This is a genomic window from Mariniflexile sp. TRM1-10 (assembly GCF_003425985.1).
Taxonomy (GTDB): domain Bacteria; phylum Bacteroidota; class Bacteroidia; order Flavobacteriales; family Flavobacteriaceae; genus Mariniflexile.
The window spans coordinates 2,084,602-2,108,747 of sequence record NZ_CP022985.1 but is presented as its reverse complement, the minus strand read 5'-3'; the positions used below and the strand labels follow the sequence as shown (position 1 = coordinate 2,108,747).

Here is a 24,146-nt window from a genome sequence, read left to right as displayed (position 1 = left end):
AGTAAACAGGTAACACTCCTAAGCAAAGTGTGGTTGTGAGACATCTACCATAAGTGTATTATAAATACACCACCCTTAGGGTCTGTTTTTTAAAAATATTTTAGAGCCTATTAATTTAGGCTCTTTTTTTATGAACTTCTATTTAGACGAAAGCGGAGATTTGGGTTGGACATTTGACAAACCCATAAGAAAAGGTGGCTCTAGCAGATATTTGACTATTTCTGGTTTTATTGTGGAAGAAGAACACGAAAAACACATAGTCCGTTTCATTCTTGAAATGTACAGTAAATATGGTTTGAAAAATGGCATTGAAAAAAAAGGAGCTAGCTTTAGTTCTGATCATTGCAAATTTATAACCTCTCAATTAAACAAGATTAAATCAAAAGCACCAAGCTTTAAAATAATAACAATTACGGTTTATAAGCCGAAAGTAAATGAAGCCTTAAGAAAAGATAAAAACATATTTTATAATTATGTTTTATCATTATTGGTTAGGCAACAAATATTGAATTGTGATTGCGCTAAGATTTTTATTGACCAAAGAACAATAAAAGTAAGTCATGGTCAAAGTTTCCCTGATTACATAAAAACAGTGGTCTGGGGGGATGATGGCTGCAATATTGATATAGACTGTGAGTTTATAAATAGCTACAACAATAAAATGATTTGGTTTGCAGATTGGTATTCTAATTGGGTATGGAGAAGGTATGAAAATAATGATTGCGAAGCTTATAACCTCTTTAATAAGTTGCCCTTATCAAACTTTTTTATTGAGAAAAAATTATTTTTTCCTTAAATTAGAACGTTTTGACACTAAATATTTGTTTTTTATGCAAATAACCACACAACAAATAAATCCCGAACACACCCATAAGAATATCACCGACCATATTTTACTCTATTTGTATAATTACCATATCAATAGTTACATCGTTTGCCTTTTTTATTGAATAGCATCGTATATATTATAATAATAAATTCAATTAAGAACACTATATGAAAATAATATTAATTTTTCTAAATATCTTTTATTTATATTTGTTAAACTATAATAACTTAAAACGCATTGTCTGAGAGGCTTAAAATAAAGTTTACGGGGAATGAAATAGACCCATCTAAGGTGACTGCTAATGAGTTCGCTAAGATTGTTGCGTCTTATGAAAATGCTCTTTTGTCTGTTGCTAATAAAATCAATCCTGCAAGAAAAGGAATTGATTTTATTAGTGTAGTTAATGTGAAACACGAAAGCTTAACTATTGAAGCAGAGCCTCACACAATACAAATAAAGGAAGCTGCGAATGAAATAAATACAGCAATTAAGCAAAATAGAGTTAATAGACTTCCTTACGAAACAATTGAAAATCTTATGGTTTTTCAATCATTTGTCAATAAATATAAATGTAAAGCCATACTAAATGGAATTGAGGGAGTTGAAACAGCAGAAATAACGGTAGATAGCGATATTAAAATAACCGATTCTTTATACTTCAAAGGAGAAACAACTATATATGGAAAAATTATTAGAATAGGCGGTTCTAAGCCTAGAGTAAGGATTCAAATAGATAACGGAAATTATATTTCTGTAGAAACTTCAAGTAAAAACGCTAAAGAATTATCCCCAAATCTTTATAATAGAATTGGAATAAAAGGAATTGGTAAATGGAAGAAAGAAAACAACGAATTAGTTGAAATAAAAGCCAAATCATTTGTAGTTATTTCAGATTTACCCCTTACCGAAAAATTGAAAGGACTTAGTAACCTACTTAGTAAATATTGGATAAATATCGATAATCCCGACGATTACATTACATCATTAAGAGGTTAATTATATGAAGAAAGTCTGCGTAGATACAAATATGCTCGTTTGGTACATTAAAAAACAATGTACAAAAGGACAAGAAGAATATTTAGAAAAAGCAGACTACTTGTTTAATTATTTTGAAAAGAACAATATTTTAATTGTAATACCTAGCTTGGTTGTTGGAGAATTATTAGGAAATATTGAAGACGAGGATGAAAGAGAGGGCTATTTTGATTACATATCATCTAATTTTGAAATAGCTCAACATGATATTGTTTCAGCTAGGAAATTTACAGAGTTAAGGCTTAAATTATCTAAAACAAACGCTAAAAGTTACGCTACTGAAAATAACATTCCTAAATGTTTAATGATAAATGATTATAACATCTGCGCAGTCGCTATTTCTAGTGGATGCGATGCTGTTTTTTCACACAATTTAAAAGATTTCGAGCATTTTGCAGACCACCAAATACTTATTTACAATCTAGATTATGTAGATGTTTTAAAAGCAGAGGAAGAAAAAAACGAGAAATTTCATAGTAAAAAATCAAAAGACCCTGCTCAGACTAGTATTTTTGAACAAACAAATGATAACGACAATGATGATGAATACGAAGGAATAGAAGTCATACCATAATATTAATAATGCTTAACCTTAAAAATCCTATAATCTTCAAACTCGATAGGATATTCATCTTTACGGACTAAAGTCCAATAACTCGGAAAGTTTTCATCTTCAACAAAATCCGTAATCTTTTTTAGGTTTCCAAACGTACCTAATACTACGTCATTTTTAATCAAGACGAAGTTTGTTTTATCCTTTATACGCTCTTTATATGTAGTCATGGGCTAAAATTAGCAATAAATATCAAATAAACCGAATATTTTTGTATAATTTATTTGTATATATCAAAATAACCGATTATATTTGTATATATAAAATTAGAAACCATGAATTTTAAATCACTACCACAGCTTTTAGACCACTTCAAAGAAGAAGCGACTTGCATAGAATATTATGAATTGGTTCGTTGGAATGGTTATCCTGTTTGCCCTCATTGTGGTAGTGAGAGAGTTTACAAAACCACAAGGGGCTATAAATGTGCAAACAACGAATGTTACAAAAAGTTTACCGTTAAGGTTGGTACTATCTTTGAAAACTCTAAAATATCTTTAAGAATATGGTTCGCTGCTATATTCTTGGCTACCAACCATAAAAAGGGAATTAGTTCTGTTCAATTAGCATCGGACTTAGGAATTACACAAAAAACCGCTTGGTTTGTATTGCACCGTATAAGAGAAATGCTGAAAGTTAAAGAGCCTAAATTATTGGGTAACGATAATATGGTAGAAGTTGATGAAACCTATATCGGTGGAAAGAACAAATTTAAGCATCACGGTAAAAAACGCTCGGTTATAGATAATACTTTGACTAACGAGGGTAAACCGTATGTGCCTAAAAAAATGGTAGTAGGTATCATAGAGCGTAACGGGCAAGTGGTTCTTAAACACGTTCCAAGTGCCGATTTAAACAACATAGGTTCATTCATTTCCAAACACGTTCAGCAAGGCTCTACAATCTATTCGGATGAAGCACCAGTATATAACCACTTAAAAAAGTTCTATACACATGATAACGTTCAACATGGAATCAATATCTATGTAGAGGGCAATGTTCACACGAACACAATCGAAAACTTTTGGAGCGTTCTTAAACGTGGTCTTTACGGTATCTACCACCAAGTAAGCGACAAACATTTAGAGCGTTATTTAGATGAATACAGCGCACGTTTCAACACACGTTCTTTGACAAACCAACAAAGGTTTGAGAAATTTTTATTGGATAGTGAAAGTTCTTTGAGTTATAAAAGACTAACGTTAAAATCTTGATAATTTAACATCAATTTCCTATATTTTATCGTATATTACGTAATAAGTGATAAATTGATACAATATCTCGTCCGTTTTTACGGCATTTTATGTATGGATATTGTTTCTTTTAGATATATTTGTAAACTTCTAATAAGAAAATATCATTTATTGGACTATATAAAATCTAAATCGGTATTCAATTTGGAAGCCGCAAAAGAATTAATAAATGAGCATCAATATTATGCGCCAAGCGTACATTGTTCATATTATGGGTGTTTTCAACATATTATGTCAAAGCTTAATTCAATAGGCATTACTTATGAAATAATGGATAATGATATTGCAAATTCTAAGCAAGATGGTGTACCTACACTTTATTCCAATAAATACCCAATAGATTTAATAATCAAAGAAATTAGCAAAAAATCCGATTTGATATACACTAAAAACGTTAGAGACAAGATTAAGAAATTAAAATTATTTAGGGTTATGTCAGATTATCACAACGACCAGATAAATGAACCCAAAAGCACAGAAGCTTTAAGGCTAAGCCACGAAATAATAAACTTGATTAATAAAAAAATATAAATGACTTCGATAGATTATTTAATCAAAAAACTCAAAGAATTGCACGCTAATTGTGAATTTTTAGATATAAAATATGAATATAAAAAATATCTAAACACACATATAATAGATGTAAGACCTAAAGAATTTTTTGAAACTGACACATTTTATGTGGCTTCTCAGCTATCTTTAGAAGATGAATTTGAAGAATTATTTCCAACCGAAGAAATTATTTTTATATCTGACAATGAATTAATAGAAATAGAAAAACCTATTTTAATATTAAAAGCCATTGATATAAGAGAATTTGAAGTTGCATTCAATACGCCTTTCTTAGATGAAATTTTCTTTGAAGATATGAATACAACTCAAATAGTTGGAGCAAAGTGTTATTCATTTGAAAGCTTAGATTTTATAGATATAGAAGAAATTGAAAATGAAATTGAAATTAAAATACCACCTCCTAAACCTTGGTGGTCAAAGAAAAATAAAAAAAGCTCCAAACATAAATTGGAGCTTTTTTTTGTTTAATTTTGTCGTATGGCAGAAGTAAAAAAAGCGTCTTTTAGCTTTAAGACATTTAAAGTACCCAGTTTTTCTTATGAATCTTCAAAGAAGAAAGAATCTGAATTAAAAATAGACTTTAATCCTAGCGGAGAATATAATAAAGAATTAGGGGTATTTCAATTAAATATTGAATTTACAGGTTTTGAAGAAGGCAACAATAATCCTGTCGTTAGAATTAATAGTTTTGCTATATATGAATTTTCAAAAGGTCTAGATATTAAAGATATTCCAGATTATTTCTATAGCAACTCAATTGCTATTGTTTTTCCATATATCCGAGCTTTTATAAGTAATCTAACATTACAAGCGAACACGGGTGTTTTAATGTTAGGATTGCTTAATTTTACTAAAATGGGCGATTTACTTAAAACTCAAACCGTAAGTATAAATGAACAAGGACAAAAATCCAAAAGACAATAAAAAACCTAAAGAAAAGCCCTTGATTATCAAAGGCACTTTGGACGATGTTCTAAAAGCTTCCGTAAAGAAGCCAAAGGACAAAAAATAGCATCGGTATTGACCGTAAGTTAGAGTTAAGCTCCAAGAGATAACATTAACTAGTGCGACACGTTATTTGATTGAATTACCTTTGGTCTGATTTATTCGGCAAGATGCTCACGCTCTGGCATTCTGAATAAGTAGGTGCTAATCGTGGATTAAAGGTCTGGCTTCCCAAAAAAAAGCGTTTTTCTTGCTTTATTAAATTAACATATTCGTTTGTCCCTTTTTGTATATAGATGCTCTGTTACCAATCATTTAAAGCGATTTAAACGACTACAAACATTTACAAACGAACACAAATGTTTACTAACCGATTATATTTTTCCAACAATAACATCTTTGCCATGTCGAAACATCAGAACTCGATAGTATTAACTGTTTAACAATTAAAAATTAAAATTATGAGCACACTTAGAAACAAAGTACAGTTGATTGGCAACTTAGGAAACGATCCAGAAATCATCAATTTAGAATCTGGAAAAACACTAGCAAAATTTGCTATTGCAACAAACGAAAGCTACACCAATACGAAAGGTGAAAAAATCACGGACACACAATGGCACAACATTGTTGCTTGGGGAAAAACAGCCCAAATAATTGAAAAATATGTAACTAAAGGAAAAGAAGTTGCTATTGAAGGCAAATTAACATCACGTAGTTATGATGATAAAGATGGCAACAAACGCTATGTTACCGAAGTGGTATGCAATGAATTATTGATGTTAGGAAAATAAACCATTGTTCTTTAAATTCATGTTCTTGAGGCTGCCTAAAATTAAGGCAGCCTCTTTTTGTTTGGGAAAGTCCAGTAGTTGTCTTTCTACTTGTCTACATTATCAATATTGAAATAACCGCCTTTGTTTTCGGTTCTTTTTAAAGATTGTTCTACAATTAAATGAGAAACATTCACCATGTTACGCAACTCACAAAGCGAGGTTGATATTTTAGATTCTTTATACAGTTCTTCAACCTCATTATGAATTAAATCTAAATGCTTTATCGCTTGTTTTAAACGTTTATTACTTCTTACAATACCCACATAATCTCGCATTAAAGCCTGCATTTGTTTCAAATTATGCTGTACTAAAATATGCTCTTTCGGGATTGTTGTACCCTCATCATTCCAATCCGGAATTATGACATCGGCTACTTCATAGTCATTTTCACTATGGTATTTAAAAATATTATGCGCGTACACCAAGGCTTCCAATAACGAATTGGAAGCAAGTCTGTTGGCTCCATGCAATCCTGTTCTGGAGCATTCACCACAGGCAAATAAATTGGAAATACTTGTTTTTCCTTTTTTATTCACTTTAATGCCGCCACATAAATAATGAGATGCCGGAACAACAGGTATCCAATCGGTTTCAATTTGTATGTGATGCTCTAAGCATTTGTTATAAATATTGGGAAAGTGATTTTTAAAAGCATCCATATCTAAATGGGTGCAATCTAAATACACATGTGTTTCACCTGATTTTTTCAATTCACTATCGATACTTTGCGAAACAATATCGCGCGATGCCAATTCGGCTTGTTCGTGGTAATCCAGCATAAATCGATGTCCCGATTTGTTTCGTAAATACGCACCAAAACCTCTAACGGCCTCAGAAATTAAGAATGACGATTCGCCCTTTGCTTCGTACAAAGCCGTTGGGTGAAATTGCACAAACTCCATATCCTTAATTTTAGCCTTTGCCCTATAAGCCATAGCGATACCATCACCCGTAGCAATAATGGGGTTTGTAGTATGACCATAAACACAACCAATACCACCAGAAGCTAAAAGGGTACTATTTGCTTTTATAGTGAAGATATTATCGGTTTTTTGATCGAAAACATAAGCACCGTAACAGGATACTTTTTCGGATGTATCGTTGACAATATGGTGGTTTGTAACCAAATCGATGGCGAAATGATGAGGTAAAATAGTGATGTTGGGTAATTGATGGGCACGTTTAAGTAAGGCGCGTTCTATTTCGTAACCCGTAATGTCTTTATGATGTACAACACGATATTCTGAATGGCCGCCTTCTTTTCCTAAATTGAATTCACCTCCAGCATCTACATCAAAATTAGCTCCCCAAAGCAAAAGTTCTTCTAAACGTTTGGGGCCTTCTTCAACAACCATTTTAACCACTTCTTTATTGCACAAACCATCACCTGCAATTAGGGTATCTTCAATATGCTTCTTAAAGGAATCCTTTTCTTTGTCCAAAACAACGGCAACACCACCTTGTGCATACTTGGTGTTCGATTCGTCTTCGTTGGCCTTGGTTACAATAACAACGGTTCTGTTTGGAAATTTTTCGGCTATTTTAACTGAAAAAGTTAAACCTGCAATGCCAGATCCAATTACTAAATAGTCTGTATTAATCATGTTATTTAGAAAGCTCTAACATACGTTCTATTGGCAATAAAGCACGTTCTCTAATGTGTTCCGGTACTTCTATTTGAGGGCTTTCATTTAACAGACAATCGTATAGTTTTTGTAGCGTGTTCATTTTCATAAAATGGCATTCGCTACAAGCGCAGGTATTGTCTTCAACTGCTGGCGCAGGAATTAATTCGGTATCAGGCATTTCTAATTGCATTTTATGTAAAATACCCGCTTCGGTAGCCACAATAAATTTTTCTTCAGGATGCGCCTTCACAAAATTTATCATCCCTGAAGTAGAACCAATGTAGGTAGCCGTATTTAAAATATGTTCCTCAGATTCTGGATGCGCAATAATTTTATAATCTGGGTATTTTTTATGAAGCTCAATTAATTTATCTATTGAAAACGCTTCATGTACAATGCAACTTCCGTCCCAAAGTAATAAATCCCTGCCCGTTTGTTTACTAACATAACGCCCTAAGTTTTTATCCGGAGCAAAAATAATAGGCGTTTCTTTTGGGATGGATTCTACAATTTTTACAGCGTTAGACGATGTACAAACAATATCGCTTAATGCTTTAATTTCGGCGGAACAATTCACATAGGTAATAACCACATGGTTGGGATGGGCTTTCGTGAATTTTTCAAAAGCTTCCGGCGGACAAGAATCTGCCAATGAACAACCCGCTTTTAAATCGGGCAACACCACCATTTTGGTTGGGTTCAATATTTTAGCAGTTTCTGCCATAAAATGAACCCCTGCAAATACAATAATATCAGCATCGGTTTCAGCTGCTTTTTGTGACAACTGCAAACTATCACCAACATAATCGGCAATATCCTGTATTTCTGCAACTTGATAATAATGCGCCAATATAACCGCATTTTTCTCTTCTTTTAGACGCTTTATTTCTTTTACTAAGTCCATGATTCTCTTAATCTTCAACATGCTACACAAGAAAATCTTCTTATGCTGTTCAATTATTATACAAATATCTTAATTATAATCTTATTGAACTGAGATTAATAGAAAAAATGAGTGAGAATTAAATGGGTCTTTATCTTTTTATTAAATTTTTAAATTCTTTTTAATCAAAGGCATATTTATTTACTAAAACAAAAACTCCTTCAAATAAAAAATTAATTGAAACTGACTATCCTTGAGGCAGAGCCTTAGAAACTGTTTAAATTTTATCTAAAAGCATCAATAAACAAAACTTAAACTGTTTCTTAGGGGAATTATTCAAATTAAATACGAATACTAGTGTTGGGTTAAGTGTAATATGTCGGTTAAGTCGCCATTATTTTTTTCTTTTATAAGGCTAAAAAACTTAGCATAGCTGTAGCTACGGTACGTTTTTTTTAACGAAATAAAAGGGAAAAAGAACAAGACTTGGGCTGGCTAAATTATGCTTAACTTAACACTAGACAGCTACTTGTGTTTTCTGGTTTTGAATTGATAAATCTTGGATTTCTAAAGCTATTAAACTTAATGATTTTTCACCGTTGGCTAACGCATCTAACACTTCGTCTTTTATATCTTGAAACGTACTTTTTAACTCATTAAACAAGGTTTTATAATAAGCAACACCCTCGCCTAAATTATGGGTAAAGGTCAGCAAGTATTTTTCTTCTTTATTGGTCATTACTGTTTTTACTTCCTCTAATTTATTTTTTAAATAATCAATATAAATAGTGAGCTCTTTAACAAACAAGTTCGGGCGATCGGTTCTAGAAATCATGTTGTCTCGTCCATAAATATGGTCAGTCATATTCTTTAAACTCATGACTCTTGAGTAATACGCCATGTTAGGTCCTGGACAAATAGAAACGCCTTCGCCTTCAACCTTCGTATCTAAATTATAAGCCAACAATGCCGAAGTGCCTAGACCTACACAGGTACACGATTTTTCGGTTATTTTATTAAATTCCTTTTGATATTCGTTTAAAGGCAAACCGGCTTTATCTAATTCTTTTATTTTTAGATGTTGATATTCCCTAGATGCTGTACAAATCCCTGTTTCTTTGAATTCTTTATTTAAGGCTACAAATTTTTTAGGACACGAACTTCCTGGTCTGCCCTTACTGATCAGCGCTTCTTTTTCTAAATCTTTGGTATTCGATCTGAGGTTATTAAATGGTACGCCTAAGGGTGAAATGTCACTTAAATACAAGTCTTCTTCTTTAGCAAGCATCAATTGATTCATGGTTTTTTCATCAACCGTTGTTGCTTCTGGCACTAATAAAAAGGGCGTTCCCCAACCCACAGCATCTAATTGATATTGGTTAAGCAAAAATTCATGCTCTTCGTGTGTACCGACACCGCCTTGAGCCGAAACCCTGATGCTTAAAGGTGTTTTTGAAATGGCTCGCCCTTGATTAAGTAATTCTTGATTTACAATAGCTTCTACAGATGCTCTTAACTCTTCTCTTTTTTCTTTAAATTCTGCCAAAACAGGTCCTAATAAATAGCCATCAGTAGCAAAAGCATGCCCGCCACAGTTAAGTCCAGACTCTATTCTGTATTCTGATACCCATAGTCCTTTTTTTGCTAAAAATTTACCCTGAATTAACGCCGATCTGTAATCACTCACTTTTAAGATAATTTTCTTTTTAAAAGTACCGTCTTCTGTTGGATAAAAATCATCGAACTGGCTCATGTATGCATACAATCTGGGGTTCATTCCTGCCGACAATACCACCGAAGATTTTAGTTTACTATTGGCAAAACCTCGTAAAGCGGCATGGGCATCGTTATACTCAATTGGCAACTTTTCGTTTTTTATATAGTTGTCTTTATCGACTTTCGTCATAATATTGACATCAATACTCCCTTTGGTTAGGTTTTGTGAAGCCCATTGTTTAATTTCTGAAATATTAAATCCTTTTTCTGTTAGCTTATTAAACTCTTGCTTAACCTTAGAGCTTGATGGTAGCATATTTATATAAGCTTTTAGCTCTTCCCCTTTTTCGGTAGCACCCATTTTTAAAGCTTCAAATTTTTTATCGACCAAATCGCTCATCATATTCAAATAGGATGTAATTCGTTTTGCTCTAAAATCATCTATTTTATCAGTTATTTCGGTATAGGGAATTTCAAATTTTTCGCTATACATTTTTCTCAATTTCTCAATCAAAATATCATCGACCAATGAGATTACAGAGTCTATTCCGTATTGAGCAACTTTTAACGGTGCGTCTATTGTAAATCCAATTCCCATGACAGGAATGTGGAATGTATGGGTTTTATTCATTTGTTTCGTGTTTATAAAATACTTTCAAAGTATTCATATTATTCAAAAATGGTAATTGTAATTTCCTTTTGTTTTGAACAAATTTATGAATGACTTAAAAGATGCGAAGTACCAACTAAATAACAAAACAAAACATGACAATTGTCATACTTCTAAATGGAGCTGTTTAAAAAAAGGCACCCTTTACGTTGCTTCTTTAAAGTATTGCAAAGAAATTAAGGTTATAAAGATTCAGATTAAGTGAACATTTTTTTAATTATTCTCAATCAGAATTCAGTAAATAACAAAAATTGATAAAATTTTGAATTTTCTATGTTCGTTAATTAAAGCTTCCTTACTTTTATGGTTAATTTTCAATAGAACTGAACTACCTTATGTCTGTAGAACCGAAATTAACACGATTCAAACAACACGTACTGTCTAAATACCAAATATACAATAGTATATTTATGACCTTACCTTTTGATGCTATTACAAAAACAGGGGCGTTACTGCCTTTGTTTCATGAAACCTGCCAAAAAGGATTTAAAAATGGAGACGACCCAACCACCATCGTTGATACGTTCTTTAAAAAATACCAAGGAAGACGTTCTAAGGAAAGCCAAATAAATCTACTTTTTAGGTTTATACAATATATAGAACGCCAAGTGGTTTTATTTGATGCTGTTGAAGATGCCGCTTTCCCTATTGTAAACAACATGGAAGGTATTGGCACTTTAAGAAACCTTAAAGAATCGGCCGTTTCCAACAACAATTTGGAAGCTTTACAAAATTATCTCGAAGAGTTTAAAGTACGCATTGTTTTAACTGCACATCCAACACAATTTTATCCGGGCTCTGTACTTGGTATTATTACGGATTTAACAGAGGCCATTAAAAAAAATAACCTATCTGAAATTAACAACCTATTTGCTCAATTAGGAAAAACGCCTTTCTTTAAACACGAAAAGCCAACACCCTATGACGAAGCAAAAAGCTTAATATGGTATTTAGAAAATGTTTTTTATCAATCTTTTGGAGAAATTTATAATTACATCCAACAGAATATTTACGATGACGGTAAAAAACACAACGAAATAATCAATATTGGTTTTTGGCCAGGTGGTGACCGCGATGGAAACCCGTTTGTAAAACCAGACACCACCCTTCGCGTAGCAAAAAAGCTTAAACAAGCTATCTTAAAAAAATATTATGCCGACTTAAAAAACTTAAGACGCAAACTTACTTTTAGAGGTGTAGAGGAACGCATTATACGCTTAGAAACTATTTTCTACAATTTTAGCATCAACTTAGACTACCCTGAAGCTATTACTTCAAAAGCGTTTCTTAAAGAATTATTAAGTATTAGAAACGTTATTGTTGAAGAATTCCAATCGCTTTACGTTAATGAAATAAATAGCTTAATTAACCGCATCCATTTATTCGGATATAATTTTGCAACCCTGGATATTAGACAAGATAGCAGAATCCACCATGATGTTTTTACAACAGTAATTGACCATTTAATTAGCAATGGGAACACATCATTCCCAAAAAACTACCACGATTTATCTGAAGCTGAACAAATTAAAATTTTATCGGAAGTTACAGATATCAGTGTTGATATCAATGTGTTTGATGATGAAATGGTTTACAACACTTTAAAAACCATCGAGGCTATTAAAGATATACAGGAAAGTAATGGCGAGCGCGGCGCTAATAGATACATTATTAGCAACAACCAAACGGCTTTAAATATGATGCAGCTTTTTGCCATGCTTAAAATAGTGGCATTTAAAGATGACTTAACCGTAGATGTGGTACCGCTTTTCGAAACCATTACCGACTTAGAAAATGCCCCTGCCGTCATGGAGCAATTATATACAAATCCAGCATACATGACACATTTAAAAAGCCGTGGCAACAAGCAAACTATTATGCTAGGTTTTTCTGATGGCACAAAAGATGGCGGGTATTTAATGGCTAACTGGGGTATTTATACCGCAAAAGAAATGCTTACCGAAATGTCTAGAAAATATGGTATTACTGCTATATTTTTTGATGGACGTGGAGGTCCTCCGGCAAGAGGTGGTGGAAAAACACACCAGTTTTATGCATCTTTAGGGCCTAAAATTGAAGATAAAGAGGTACAGCTTACCGTTCAAGGACAAACCATAAGTTCTAATTTTGGAACTTTAGATTCGTCTCAATACAATTTAGAACAGCTTATAAGTTCGGGCATGTTTAACCGCTTAGGAAAAGAAAAACATGAACTATCTGATGAAGATAGAATGGTCATGGACGATTTAGCCGAAACAAGCTACCAAGCTTATAAAGATTTTAAAAGCCATCCCATGTTCATTCCGTACTTGGAACGCATGAGTACTTTAAAATATTATGCTAAAACCAATATTGGAAGCAGACCGTCAAAAAGAGGTTCTTCAGATAAATTAGTTTTCTCTGATTTAAGAGCCATTCCTTTTGTGGGGTCTTGGAGCCAATTAAAACAAAATGTTCCCGGTTTTTTTGGCGTTGGAACAGCATTGAAAAAATATGAAGAAAAAGGTGAATTTAACAAAGTAGAAGCTCTATATAAAAATTCTAAATTCTTTAAAACTTTACTGGAAAACAGCATGATGAGTTTAACAAAATCATTTTTCGACTTAACAAAATACATGTCTAAAGATGAAGAATTTGGCGATTTTTGGAATATTATTTACAGCGAATATATTACAACAAAAACATTATTGTTAAAACTTACGGGTTACAAACAATTAATGGAAAACGAACCTTCTGGAAAGGCTTCTATTGAAGTTAGGGAATCTATTGTTTTACCGTTGCTTACCATACAGCAGTATGCACTTAAAAAGATTCAGGAACTGGAAAAAGAAGACGTAAAAGATACCGAGCAAATTAAGATTTTTGAGAAGATTGTGACACGCTCTCTTTTTGGAAATATTAATGCTAGTAGAAATTCAGCATAACATTTAAAAGCACTACGTTTTTAATATGAACTCATTTAAACTTTTTTGATGGAAGTGAAAATTAGTCATTTTTTGTCCAATTGAAGAAAGTTTAAACGAGTTCTACAATAAAAAGGCTGCCTTGAGAATTCAAGACAGCCTTTTATATTTTGGAGTGTTAACTATTAAGGCACATTCAGAAGTAAGAGTACTTTTGAGTAAAACTAACATAAAAAATGACCGATTTTGATTTTCAAAATCGGTCATTTTTGTTATTTGGAGTTTTTTAAGGATAATTTTATAGAAAAGAATGCGTTTTTGTTTCCAACAGGACACAAGTATCCCATCGAAGTTAGCTTTCGTTTTTTTAAGCAGCTAAGTTTTTAAATCGAGAGCTGTAAATTCTTCTTCCAATTTCAAGAGCATTGGCTGTATGGATTCCGAAGAAAATCCAGAGAATCTCGCTCTTTTGGGTTTTGGCCTTGATCTTTTTCAGGTTGTAATGTTCTTTTTCTTTACCAAAGCTTCCTTCAAGACGTGTGGAACGTTCTTTTTTGATTTCTCTGGCCAAAATTTTACGCTGTTCTTCGTTTTTACCAGCCTTTCCTTTTCTGATAAAATCGGTCTGGATTTTGCGACTTGAGGTAAATGTTCGGTTTTTATTGGTAGCATAAATAGCATCTGCCCCCAGTATTTTTATTTTAGTCTTGGTCAGGTTTTGGGCGCAAGATACACTGCTCTGCAAACGGGTCCCTTCATTGAAGGCACGGTACTGGATATGCTCAATAAAATTGATTCCGTCTATTTGAACTTTGTTCACTTTTGCTCCAAATTCTACCTGTTTGGTTTCTTTGCCCCGCACAATTGGACGAATGTAACTTTTGCTGATGCTTACGATTCTATCGGGAACACTTTTTCCTGTTTTAAATATTTGTGCCTGTTGCCGGTAAACTTTGGCAATAATGGATCGTTGTCGCTTGTATTTAGCGGTGGATTCAAATGGATATTGATTTTCTATCTGACCCAGTGCACCGTTAAGTTTGTACAGTAATTTCAGTAACCCTCGGGTTACTTTTGTGCGGTATTTGGATTGTTTCTTTCGTTTTTTCGAATACTCGTTATAGCGTCTGCACCAATCCAGATATTTGGTCCTGGGCAATTTGATTTTCAAAGTGCGGCATAAGGATTCCATTTGTCTGTAGTTCCACTGAACGCATTCCCAAAGCAATTTCTGATTGGTTGGAAAACGCACTTCGCTCTCGTAACAGGTCGCATCGGTAAACATTTTGTCCAGGTCCTTCATATAAGGAATCCAGTTCTTGGCAAGTACTTCTTGGGATCTTCTAATATTTAAACCCTTGGAAAGCTCCATCCTGATTTGGCTCACGATCTTAAAGTTGGTCAGCGGTTTATCGATGGGAATTAGAATATCGCAAAAAAACTGCATGAAAATATTTCCATTCAAAAGCTCGATCAGTTTCTTGTCCGAGCATCCATAATAGTTTTTGAGCATCATCAGGGCAATTTTCCCTTTGGGACTAAAATAGCAATGGGTTCCTTTTTTAGAATCTTTCAATTTGAAAGATTGACCAAGCTCGGAAAAAGGCGTGGAAAGGTAAATTTTGCCCAAATCGGTTTTTAGAAATTGGGCATAAAATCCATCAAAATCTTTATTGATGGCGAAAATTGGAATTTCGTATTGAAATTCGCTTAAACGTATTATTTTTGGCATCACACTTTAAAAGAAAACCCCGTTTTTGGCCCGTTTGGAGCAATTTCGGGGTTTGTTCCTTCTAATATAATACCTATTTTATTGAAAAACAATAGTTTATATTATTATGAATATGCCTATTAATAAATAGAACTACGTTTATTTCTTTATTAGTAGTTCTATAGAGTTATCTTAATGTATCCCCACCTTTTTCTCCAGTTCTTATTCTGTAGCATTCCTTAACATCGGATACAAAGATTTTACCATCTCCAACTTCACCTGTACCTGCAGAACGAAGAATTACTTGTATAGTCACTTCTTCAAAATCATCATTGACCACAATAGACAAATACCTACGTTGAATATCACTTGTACTATAGGTTACCCCACGGTACACATGCCCTTCTTTTTCGTTTCCAATACCCGTAACATCCCAGTACGAGAAAAAATTTACGCCAACTTCATGCAAAGCTTCTTTTACTACGCTATATTTCGATTTCCTAATAATTGCTTCAATTTTCTTCATAATAACTCCATTTAGTGTTTATTTCAAATTTAAGGAAATATTGACAATATCTTTAGAGACTGTCCAAATTTTGTTTTTAGAATATTCTATCGTGTATTTTTTCGTCAGACGAAGGCATCTTGAGGTTCATAGCCAGAGAAAGCTAAAATCTGGAACAGGACGGAGCGTATAAAATACTCCCGTAGGTTATTTTGGTGAACGATCCAACATACGCAAAGGATATTTCTTCGCTTCAATTAAAAAAGTCGAGGCGAGTTCTAAAAAAAAGAGGCTTTGCCACATGACAAAACCTCTCTTTTTCAGTTTATATTTAAAACCTATAGATTAATGCTCATTCAATCTAAAGTCTGGATAAGCATCCATACCATGTTCGTGTGCATCCAACCCTTCTAATTCTTCTTTTTCAGAAACGCGGATTCCTACGGTTTTCTTAAGTGCAAAAATAATGATGAATGCCGTTGCTAAACAGAATACAGCATAAGACCCCACACCTATTAATTGGCTAACAAATTGGTCTAAACCGGCCAAGTTTCCAAAAATACCTACTGCCAATGTTCCCCAAATACCACATACTAAGTGAACAGCAATAGCACCAACAGGATCATCTAATTTTAATCTGTCAATAAACGCCACAGCAAAAACAATTAAAGCTCCTGCTATAGAACCAATTAAAATAGCATCGGTAGGGCTCATTTGGTCTGCACCAGCAGTAATACCTACTAAGCCACCTAAGATACCATTTAAGAACATGGTTAAATCTAAGTTTTTGTACATAGCTGTAGATACTAACATCGCTACAACACCACCAGCCGCAGCTGCTAAACAAGTTGTTACAAGCGTTAATGATGTTAATCCTGGGTCTGCAGAAAGTACAGAACCACCATTAAATCCGAACCATCCTAACCATAAAATTAAAACACCACCAGTCGCCAATGGTAAATTATGACCAGGAATTGCTTGAGGCTTTCCTTCTTTAATCTTACCAATACGTGGGCCTAATAAACAAACAGCAACAACGGCTGCCCATCCTCCTACAGAGTGCACTAAGGTAGAACCTGCAAAATCGTAAAATGGTGTTTCTAATGTTTGTAAAAATCCACCTCCCCATTTCCAAGATCCAGCAATTGGGTAAACTAAGCCAACATATATTACTGTAAAGATCATGAATGGTACAATTTTAATACGCTCTGCAACTGCACCAGAAACGATGGTAGCTGCAGTAGCGGCAAACATACCTTGGAACAAGAAATCTGTCCAATACGTATAACCTTCGTTATATGTTAAATCCAAAGCGCCTTCAGCTGTTAATGGTGAACTTAATCCAAAACCTGAAAACCCTAAAAATCCGTTAAACTCTCCTGGGTACATAAGATTGAATCCTACAAGGCAGTAAAGCAGCAATCCTATGGTAATGATAAAAATATTTTTAAATAAAATGTTTATTGTGTTTTTTTGTCTCGTTAATCCAATTTCTAAAAATGAAAAACCAAGGTGCATAAAAAATACAAGTGCTGTACAGATCATCATCCATACATTATTTGTTGTAAGTAATTCCATAATATTGTTTTATTAGATGATTATTATTTTAAAGTGTCTCCACCTTTTTCTCCAGTTCTTATTCTGTAACATTCTTTGATATCAGACACAAAGATTTTACCATCTCCAACTTCACCTGTTCCTGCAGAACGAAGAATTGCTTGTATTGTAGCTTCTTCAAAATCATCATTGACTACAATAGACAAATATCTGCGTTGAATATCGCTTGTACTATAGGTTACACCACGGTACACATGCCCTTCTTTCTCATTCCCTATACCCGTAACATCCCAGTACGAGAAAAAATTTACGCCAATTTCGTGCAAAGCTTCCTTTACGACACGATATTTGGATTTTCTAATAATTGCTTCAATTTTTTTCATAATGTCATTATTGTTTATAAGTTTTAAAGGTTAGTTAAAGAAAAATAAAGCAATTTAGGTTTATCGAGCAATTGCTTTATTTTCCTTTTATATTGGTTGATTTTTTATACTTTTTTTAGAAAGAGTATATAGCTGCTAATGTAAATGCTGCTAAGCTTTTTGTAGCGGCTAAGTCGTTATCAAAATACACTTCTTGACTGTTTGAATCCAGTCTAAGCTCTGGCTTGATAATTAAATTCTCAATAGTGTAGCTTCCTGTTAATGTTAATGCAAGAACATCTTGATCATCTGTTGCAGCATCTACATCACTCATCCAATCAAAATATTCACCTCTTAACCCTAATGAAAAGCTATCAGACATTGCGAATTGAGGATATAAAGCAGCACCCATAAAACCTTCTCCTTCATTATCAGCATAAGCAGCATTAATACCTAAGAAGAAAGAATCAGTTAAATCAAAACCACCTGTATAATCGATTTCAAATCCTAATTTTGCTTTATTGTCATAGTATAGATTTAAAAACTGACCTGAATATCCCAATTGAGCCCCTAAAGAATATGCTCCAGGCACTGAACTACTAGTTCCGTTAAAGTTTTCATCTGTAACGTTCATTACAGCAAGCATTAAGCTAAAATCTTCAGAGAGAGAAAAATCTGCTTTCAAACCAACATGCGAAAACGGACCATTTGAAAATAAATAAGAAGTACTGTAGTTAAAATTTGCTGCAGGAGAAATAACTTCATACCCTAAGTATGTGTTAAATCTACCTAAAGTTAATTTAGTGCTCTCTGACACATTCCAGTATGCATATAATTGATTAACAAAAATACCCGCATCAGTACCCGCAGCCTGTAAAGCTCTAGGTCCAAAAGCTAGGTCAGCAACAGCTCCTGTTTTTTCGCCTTCATAAGAAGCTATGATGTTTGCCATACCTAAAGCAAAACCAGTTTCATCCGCAAAAGAAGTTCCGAAGGATTGCGAACCTACATCCGTAGATGTTAAATTAGTTTTATAATACGCATCAACTGTTCCACTAATTGATACTTTTTTCGCAGGTGCCTCTTCTTGTGCAAATAACGCCGTTCCCATAAAAAGCATTGAAAGGGTAATTAATTTTTTCATAATGTTTTGAGTTTTTAAGTTTATTAATTTTGGTTTGTTCCTTAAGAATGTCGTAAAACTAAATTAAAAAAACTTAACCCCCATAAAAATGAGGGGTGTTCTACGTATTTTTATGAATATTTCATTTTTTACCCTACTTTTTAAAGGGTGTTTTGTATTTTTTTTTGATTTTTTGATTTTTTACTAAACAGTTTAATTGAATTATCGTCAGTATTTTCTAATTTTTAGTGATTTTATTTTCATTAATGTGAATAATTATTATCATAATTTCAGTAATCCTTAATTTATTCTAGAATAATTTAGGTGTTGAATATTTAATAAAAAATCACTTTATTATTAACATATAATTATTTTTAGCCAAACTTCACTTCTAAAATCGAAATAATGAATTCCTCTCTATTGTTATTCAAAAACAAGGTCATATCTTAGCATTTCAACTCAAGTTTTTAAACCAATATTTGTTGATTATGCTGAAGAAACAAGGAATGTATTTACCTGAATTTGAACACGAAAACTGTGGTGCAGGTTTTATTTGTAATCTTAAAGGAGAGAAGACAAATCAAATTATCCATGATGCGTTAGAAATTCTAGTAAAGTTAGAGCACCGTGGTGGTGTAAGTGCGGATGGGAAAACTGGTGATGGCGCCGGTTTGTTAATTGATATTCCTCACGATTATTTTAAACGCGTGTGTAGTTTTGATATCCCTGAACAAAGGGAGTACGCCGTAGGTATGGTATTTTTACCTAAAGTACCTAACCAATATCAATTTTGTAAAAACACTTTTGAAAAAGAAATAAAAGAACAAGGACTTTCTATATTAGGATGGCGACAAGTGCCTGTGGATTCTTCTAATTTAGGAGAAATTGCACTAGCTTCAGAGCCTAATATTGAACAAGTTTTTATTGGAAAAACAGAAGCTATCACCGAAGCTGTTTTTAAAGCTAAATTATATGCTGCCCGTAAAATTACAGAGCATACTATTAGAGAGTCTAAAATCTCTGAAAGTGGGTATTTTTATGTGCCAAGCTTATCTACTACAACCCTTATTTATAAAGGTATTATTATGCCGGAGGATATTGGGCCATATTATACCGATTTACAACAAAAAGATTTGGTAACCCGTTTAGCGTTGGTACACCAACGTTTCTCTACCAATACCATGCCTACTTGGGAACTGGCACAACCGTTCCGTTTTATGTGTCAAAATGGAGAGATTAACACCCTTCGTGGTAACGTAAGCAGAATGCGTGTTCGCGAAGAAATTATGAAAAGTGACGTTTTCGGACCTCAAATAGAAAAATTATTCCCCATTATATTACCAGGCAAATCGGATTCTGCCTCTATGGATATGGTGGTTGAATTGTTAACACATACCGATAGGTCGCTTCCAGAAATTATGATGATGATGATTCCGGAAGCTTGGGAAAAACACAAAACCATGTCTGAAGAGCGCAAAGCATTTTACGAATACAATGCGTGCATTATGGAAGCTTGGGATGGTCCTGCTTCTGTACCTTTTACTGATGGTGATTATATTGGTGCTTTACTAGATAGAAATGGACTAAGACCTTCTAGATATACCATAACCAAAAGCGGCAAATTAATCATGGCATCTGAAATTGGGGTAGTAGATATTGCTCCTGAAGATGTAGAAAGACACGGTAGATTGGAACCAGGAAAAATGTTCTTGGTAGACATGAATGAAGGACGCATCATTGAAGATGAAGAAATTAAAAGTAAAATTGTTACTGAAAGACCTTATAAAAAATGGTTAGACCAGACACGTTTACATTTAAAGGATGTGCCTTACACCAACGAAACCTGTCCGATAGAAACCATCGATATTAAAACAAGACAACGTTTATTTAATTATACGTTTGAGGATATTCAGGAAGTTATCACACCTATGGCTGTTGCCGGTAAAGAAGCTTTAGGCTCTATGGGTACCGATACACCTTTAGCTGTATTATCGGATAGACCTCAACTAATTTCAAATTATTTCAAACAATTGTTCGCACAAGTTACCAATCCACCTTTAGATGGTATTCGCGAAGAAATTGTAACCGATATTAGTTTAAATCTTGGAAAAGATAGAAACATTTTCAGCATTACAGAAAGACAGTGCAGAAAACTAAGAATCCAAAACCCTGTCATTTCCAACGCCGATTTAGAAAAAATCAGAACCATACAAATTGAAAGTTTTAGAGCAGAAACTATCCATATTTTATATCCGAAATCTCAAGGACTTAATGGTTTAGAGGATGCTTTAGAAAACATGATTACTCAAGTTTCCAAAGCCATTGATAAAGGTGTAAACATCATCATATTATCTGATAGAGGTGTTAATAAAGATTTTGCACCAATTCCTGCGTTGTTGGCTTGTTCTTATGTAAACCATCAAATGAACCGTTTACGCAAGCGTTCTTATTTCGATATCATTATCGAATCGGCAGAACCTCGCGAACCGCATCATTTTGCTACCTTATTTGGTTATGGAGCAAGTGCGATCAATCCTTATATGGTAAACGAAATTATCCGTTCGCAAGTAAAAGAAGGTTTCATTACCGGTATGGATGAAGAAAAAGCGGTTAATAACTTCAATAAAGCTATTGGCTCCGGCATCTTGAAAATTATGAATAAAATTGGAATCTCTACACTACATTCGTACAGAGGTTCCCAAATTTTCGAAATAGTTGGTTTCAATTCTGCATTTGTTGAAAAATATTTCCCTTATACAGCTTCAAGAATTGAAGGTATAGGTCTATATGAAATTGAAAAGGAAATTAACGAACGATACAAATATGCCTATCCAGATAATTTAATAGACAAACGTTTAGGATTAAATATTGGTGGCGATTACAGATGGAGACGTAATGGTGAACGTCACATGTTTAATCCAACCACCATAGCTAAATTACAACAGGCGGTTAGGTTAAGCGACCAAGCAAGTTACGATGTGTACGCCAAAGCCATAAACGAACAGTCTGAAAATTTAATGACCATTCGTGGTTTGTTCGAATTTGATAAGCTTGACCCCATTCCATTAGACGAAGTAGAACCTTGGACCGAAATCGTAAAACGTTTCAAAACAGGTGCTATGTCTTACGGGTCTATCTCTAGAGAAGCACACGAAAACCTAGCCATTGCCATGAACCGTATCGGTGGTAAATCCAATTCTGGTGAAGGTGGTGAAGATAGAAAACGTTTCCATCCAGATTTAAATGGTGATAGTCGTAACTCGGCTATTAAGCAAGTAGCATCGGGTCGTTTTGGTGTCACATCCCATTACTTAACCAATGCGAAGGAAATTCAAATTAAAATGGCTCAGGGGGCAAAACCTGGTGAAGGTGGGCAATTACCTGGCGAAAAAGTATTACCATGGATTGCTGCGGCGCGAAATTCAACACCTTTTGTTGGATTGATTTCACCGCCACCGCATCACGATATTTACTCTATTGAAGATTTAGCACAATTAATTTTCGACTTAAAAAATGCCAATCGTGAAGCTAGAATCAATGTTAAATTAGTTTCAGAAGTTGGTGTGGGTACCATTGCTGCTGGTGTTGCAAAAGCAAAAGCCGATGTGGTACTTATTGCTGGTTATGATGGTGGTACAGGAGCTTCTCCGTTAACATCATTAAAACATGCCGGTTTACCTTGGGAACTTGGTCTAGCCGAAGCGCAACAGACTTTAGTTTTAAATAACTTAAGAAGTAGAATTGTTGTGGAATGTGATGGTCAATTAAAAACCGGTAGAGATGTTGCCATCGCTGCTTTATTAGGGGCAGAAGAATTTGGTTTTGCTACAGCTCCTCTTGTTGCTTCAGGTTGTATTATGATGCGTAAGTGTCACTTAAACACCTGTCCAGTTGGTATTGCAACCCAAGATAAAGAGTTACGTAAAAACTTTAAAGGCACGCCAGAACACGTTATTAATTTCTTCTACTATATTGCTGAAGAATTAAGAGGTATTATGGCACAATTAGGGTTTAGAACCTTAGCTGAAATGGTTGGTCAAACCCATAAAATTAACGCCAACAAAGCAATTACCCACTATAAAGCAAAAGGGTTGGATTTATCGGCCATTTTACACCGTCCAGAGGCTTATAAATTAATGACTGTTAAGAATACCGAAAAACAAGATCATAATTTAGATGGCGTTCTTGATTTTAAAATATTAAAAGATTCTCACAGAGCCTTATATAGAAAAGAAAAAATGACTTTAGCATATCCAATTCACAATACCGATCGTACTGTTGGAGCTATCGTTAGTAATGAAATTTCAAAAATCTATGGTCATTTAGGCTTACCGGAAGACACCCTTAATATAAACTTTACAGGATCAGCTGGTCAAAGTTTTGGAGCTTTTGGTGCTAATGGTTTAACATTTACAGTTGAAGGAAACACCAACGATTACTTAGGCAAAGGATTATCTGGTGCCAAATTAATAGTTAAAAAACCTGTAAAAGCCGATTTCATTGCAGAAAACAACATCATTGTTGGTAATGTTTGTTTATTCGGAGCTATTCAAGGTGAAGCATATATCAACGGAATTGCCGGTGAACGTTTTGCTGTTAGGAACTCTGGAGCCATTGCTGTTGTAGAAGGTGTTGGAGATCATGGTTGTGAGTATATGACTGGAGGAAAAGTAGTTGTTCTTGGTAAAACAGGTAGAAACTTCGCTGCTGGTATGAGTGGTGGTATTGCGTATGTTTACGACCCCGAAGATAAATTCACAAACGGTTTGTGTAATACCCAATCCATAGAATTTGAACAAGTTTTAAATGAAGATGCCCAAAATTTAAAGGCATTAATTGAAAACCATGTTCGACACACAAACAGTAACCAAGGTAAAAAATTATTAGCAAACTGGGAAACTAGTTTAAAGAACTTTGTAAAAGTGATGCCTACCGAATACAAACGTGCATTAAAACGTTTAGAGACAGAAGAACAAATGGTAGAAGAACTAACAATAGCATAAT

General features: G+C 33.9%; 19 protein-coding genes. 10 read left to right on the top strand and 9 right to left on the bottom strand.

Going from position 1 to position 24,146, the window contains the following annotated elements; all coding sequences use genetic code 11:
• Nucleotides 1-130 precede the first annotated feature (130 nt).
• The 3 genes from CJ739_RS08985 (at nt 131) to CJ739_RS08975 (ending at nt 2,438) form a co-directional block, all read left to right on the top strand.
• Nucleotides 131-796 (top strand): DUF3800 domain-containing protein, encoded by a 666-nt coding sequence (locus CJ739_RS08985; RefSeq protein ID WP_117174490.1) that lies wholly within the window; start codon nt 131-133, stop codon nt 794-796.
• Nucleotides 797-1,066: 270 nt separating this feature from the next.
• On the top strand, nt 1,067-1,825 hold the full coding sequence (locus CJ739_RS08980) for a hypothetical protein (protein ID WP_117174488.1): 759 nt from the start codon (nt 1,067-1,069) through the stop codon (nt 1,823-1,825).
• A gap of 4 nt (nt 1,826-1,829) precedes the next feature.
• A complete protein-coding gene (locus CJ739_RS08975; RefSeq protein ID WP_117174486.1) occupies nt 1,830-2,438 on the top strand; it encodes a type II toxin-antitoxin system VapC family toxin in 609 nt (202 codons plus the stop codon).
• Nucleotides 2,439-2,440: 2 nt separating this feature from the next.
• On the opposite strand, the gene CJ739_RS08970 is transcribed toward CJ739_RS08975, so the two are convergent.
• Nucleotides 2,441-2,647 carry a hypothetical protein gene (locus CJ739_RS08970; RefSeq protein ID WP_117174484.1) on the bottom strand — a complete coding sequence of 69 codons (207 nt, stop codon included), beginning with the start codon at nt 2,645-2,647 and terminating at the stop codon, nt 2,441-2,443.
• A gap of 105 nt (nt 2,648-2,752) precedes the next feature.
• Between CJ739_RS08970 and CJ739_RS08965 the strand changes: the two genes are divergently transcribed.
• The 5 genes from CJ739_RS08965 (at nt 2,753) to CJ739_RS08945 (ending at nt 6,042) form a co-directional block, all read left to right on the top strand.
• The gene (locus tag CJ739_RS08965) at nt 2,753-3,691 is read left to right on the top strand and encodes an IS1595 family transposase (RefSeq protein WP_117174482.1); all 939 of its coding nucleotides are present in this window, start codon (nt 2,753-2,755) and stop codon (nt 3,689-3,691) included.
• Between the two features lie 150 nt (nt 3,692-3,841).
• A complete protein-coding gene (locus tag CJ739_RS08960; protein ID WP_162880180.1) occupies nt 3,842-4,261 on the top strand; it encodes a hypothetical protein in 420 nt (139 codons plus the stop codon).
• Complete coding sequence (locus tag CJ739_RS08955) at nt 4,262-4,771, top strand: hypothetical protein (RefSeq protein WP_117174478.1); 510 nt, start codon at nt 4,262-4,264, stop codon at nt 4,769-4,771.
• Between the two features lie 9 nt (nt 4,772-4,780).
• A complete protein-coding gene (locus tag CJ739_RS08950; RefSeq protein WP_117174476.1) occupies nt 4,781-5,227 on the top strand; it encodes a protein-export chaperone SecB in 447 nt (148 codons plus the stop codon).
• A gap of 482 nt (nt 5,228-5,709) precedes the next feature.
• Nucleotides 5,710-6,042 carry a single-stranded DNA-binding protein gene (locus CJ739_RS08945; protein WP_117174474.1) on the top strand — a complete coding sequence of 111 codons (333 nt, stop codon included), beginning with the start codon at nt 5,710-5,712 and terminating at the stop codon, nt 6,040-6,042.
• 86 nt (nt 6,043-6,128) lie between these two features.
• Here CJ739_RS08945 and nadB read toward each other — a convergent pair whose 3' ends face one another.
• The 3 genes from nadB to CJ739_RS08930 all read right to left on the bottom strand — a co-directional run bounded on the left by nadB (nt 6,129) and on the right by CJ739_RS08930 (nt 10,942).
• On the bottom strand, nt 6,129-7,688 hold the full coding sequence (gene nadB, locus CJ739_RS08940) for an L-aspartate oxidase (RefSeq protein WP_162880179.1): 1,560 nt from the start codon (nt 7,686-7,688) through the stop codon (nt 6,129-6,131).
• A gap of 1 nt (nt 7,689) precedes the next feature.
• Nucleotides 7,690-8,616 carry a quinolinate synthase NadA gene (gene nadA / locus CJ739_RS08935; RefSeq protein ID WP_117174472.1) on the bottom strand — a complete coding sequence of 309 codons (927 nt, stop codon included), beginning with the start codon at nt 8,614-8,616 and terminating at the stop codon, nt 7,690-7,692.
• Nucleotides 8,617-9,112: 496 nt separating this feature from the next.
• A complete protein-coding gene (locus CJ739_RS08930) occupies nt 9,113-10,942 on the bottom strand; it encodes a hypothetical protein (RefSeq protein WP_117174470.1) in 1,830 nt (609 codons plus the stop codon).
• A 374-nt stretch (nt 10,943-11,316) separates the two neighbouring features.
• Here CJ739_RS08930 and CJ739_RS08925 point away from each other — a divergent pair, with 374 nt between their 5' ends.
• Nucleotides 11,317-13,905, top strand: coding sequence for a phosphoenolpyruvate carboxylase (locus tag CJ739_RS08925; protein WP_117174468.1), 2,589 nt, complete (start codon nt 11,317-11,319; stop codon nt 13,903-13,905).
• A gap of 346 nt (nt 13,906-14,251) precedes the next feature.
• Here CJ739_RS08925 and CJ739_RS20600 read toward each other — a convergent pair whose 3' ends face one another.
• The 5 genes from CJ739_RS20600 to CJ739_RS08900 all read right to left on the bottom strand — a co-directional run bounded on the left by CJ739_RS20600 (nt 14,252) and on the right by CJ739_RS08900 (nt 19,163).
• Nucleotides 14,252-15,616, bottom strand: a complete 1,365-nt coding sequence (locus tag CJ739_RS20600) for a transposase (RefSeq protein WP_117172267.1) — start codon at nt 15,614-15,616, stop codon at nt 14,252-14,254.
• A 166-nt stretch (nt 15,617-15,782) separates the two neighbouring features.
• Nucleotides 15,783-16,121, bottom strand: coding sequence for a P-II family nitrogen regulator (locus tag CJ739_RS08915; RefSeq protein WP_117174466.1), 339 nt, complete (start codon nt 16,119-16,121; stop codon nt 15,783-15,785).
• 324 nt (nt 16,122-16,445) lie between these two features.
• Nucleotides 16,446-17,678: an ammonium transporter gene (locus CJ739_RS08910; RefSeq protein ID WP_117174463.1), complete on the bottom strand. Its 1,233-nt coding sequence runs from the start codon at nt 17,676-17,678 to the stop codon at nt 16,446-16,448.
• Between the two features lie 23 nt (nt 17,679-17,701).
• Complete coding sequence (locus CJ739_RS08905) at nt 17,702-18,040, bottom strand: P-II family nitrogen regulator (protein WP_117174461.1); 339 nt, start codon at nt 18,038-18,040, stop codon at nt 17,702-17,704.
• Between the two features lie 115 nt (nt 18,041-18,155).
• Nucleotides 18,156-19,163, bottom strand: coding sequence for an outer membrane beta-barrel protein (locus tag CJ739_RS08900; protein ID WP_117174459.1), 1,008 nt, complete (start codon nt 19,161-19,163; stop codon nt 18,156-18,158).
• A gap of 467 nt (nt 19,164-19,630) precedes the next feature.
• Here CJ739_RS08900 and gltB point away from each other — a divergent pair, with 467 nt between their 5' ends.
• Entirely contained in the window at nt 19,631-24,145 is a 4,515-nt protein-coding gene (gene gltB / locus CJ739_RS08895; protein WP_236951641.1) for a glutamate synthase large subunit, read from the top strand.
• The last annotated feature ends 1 nt before the right edge of the window (nt 24,146 follow it).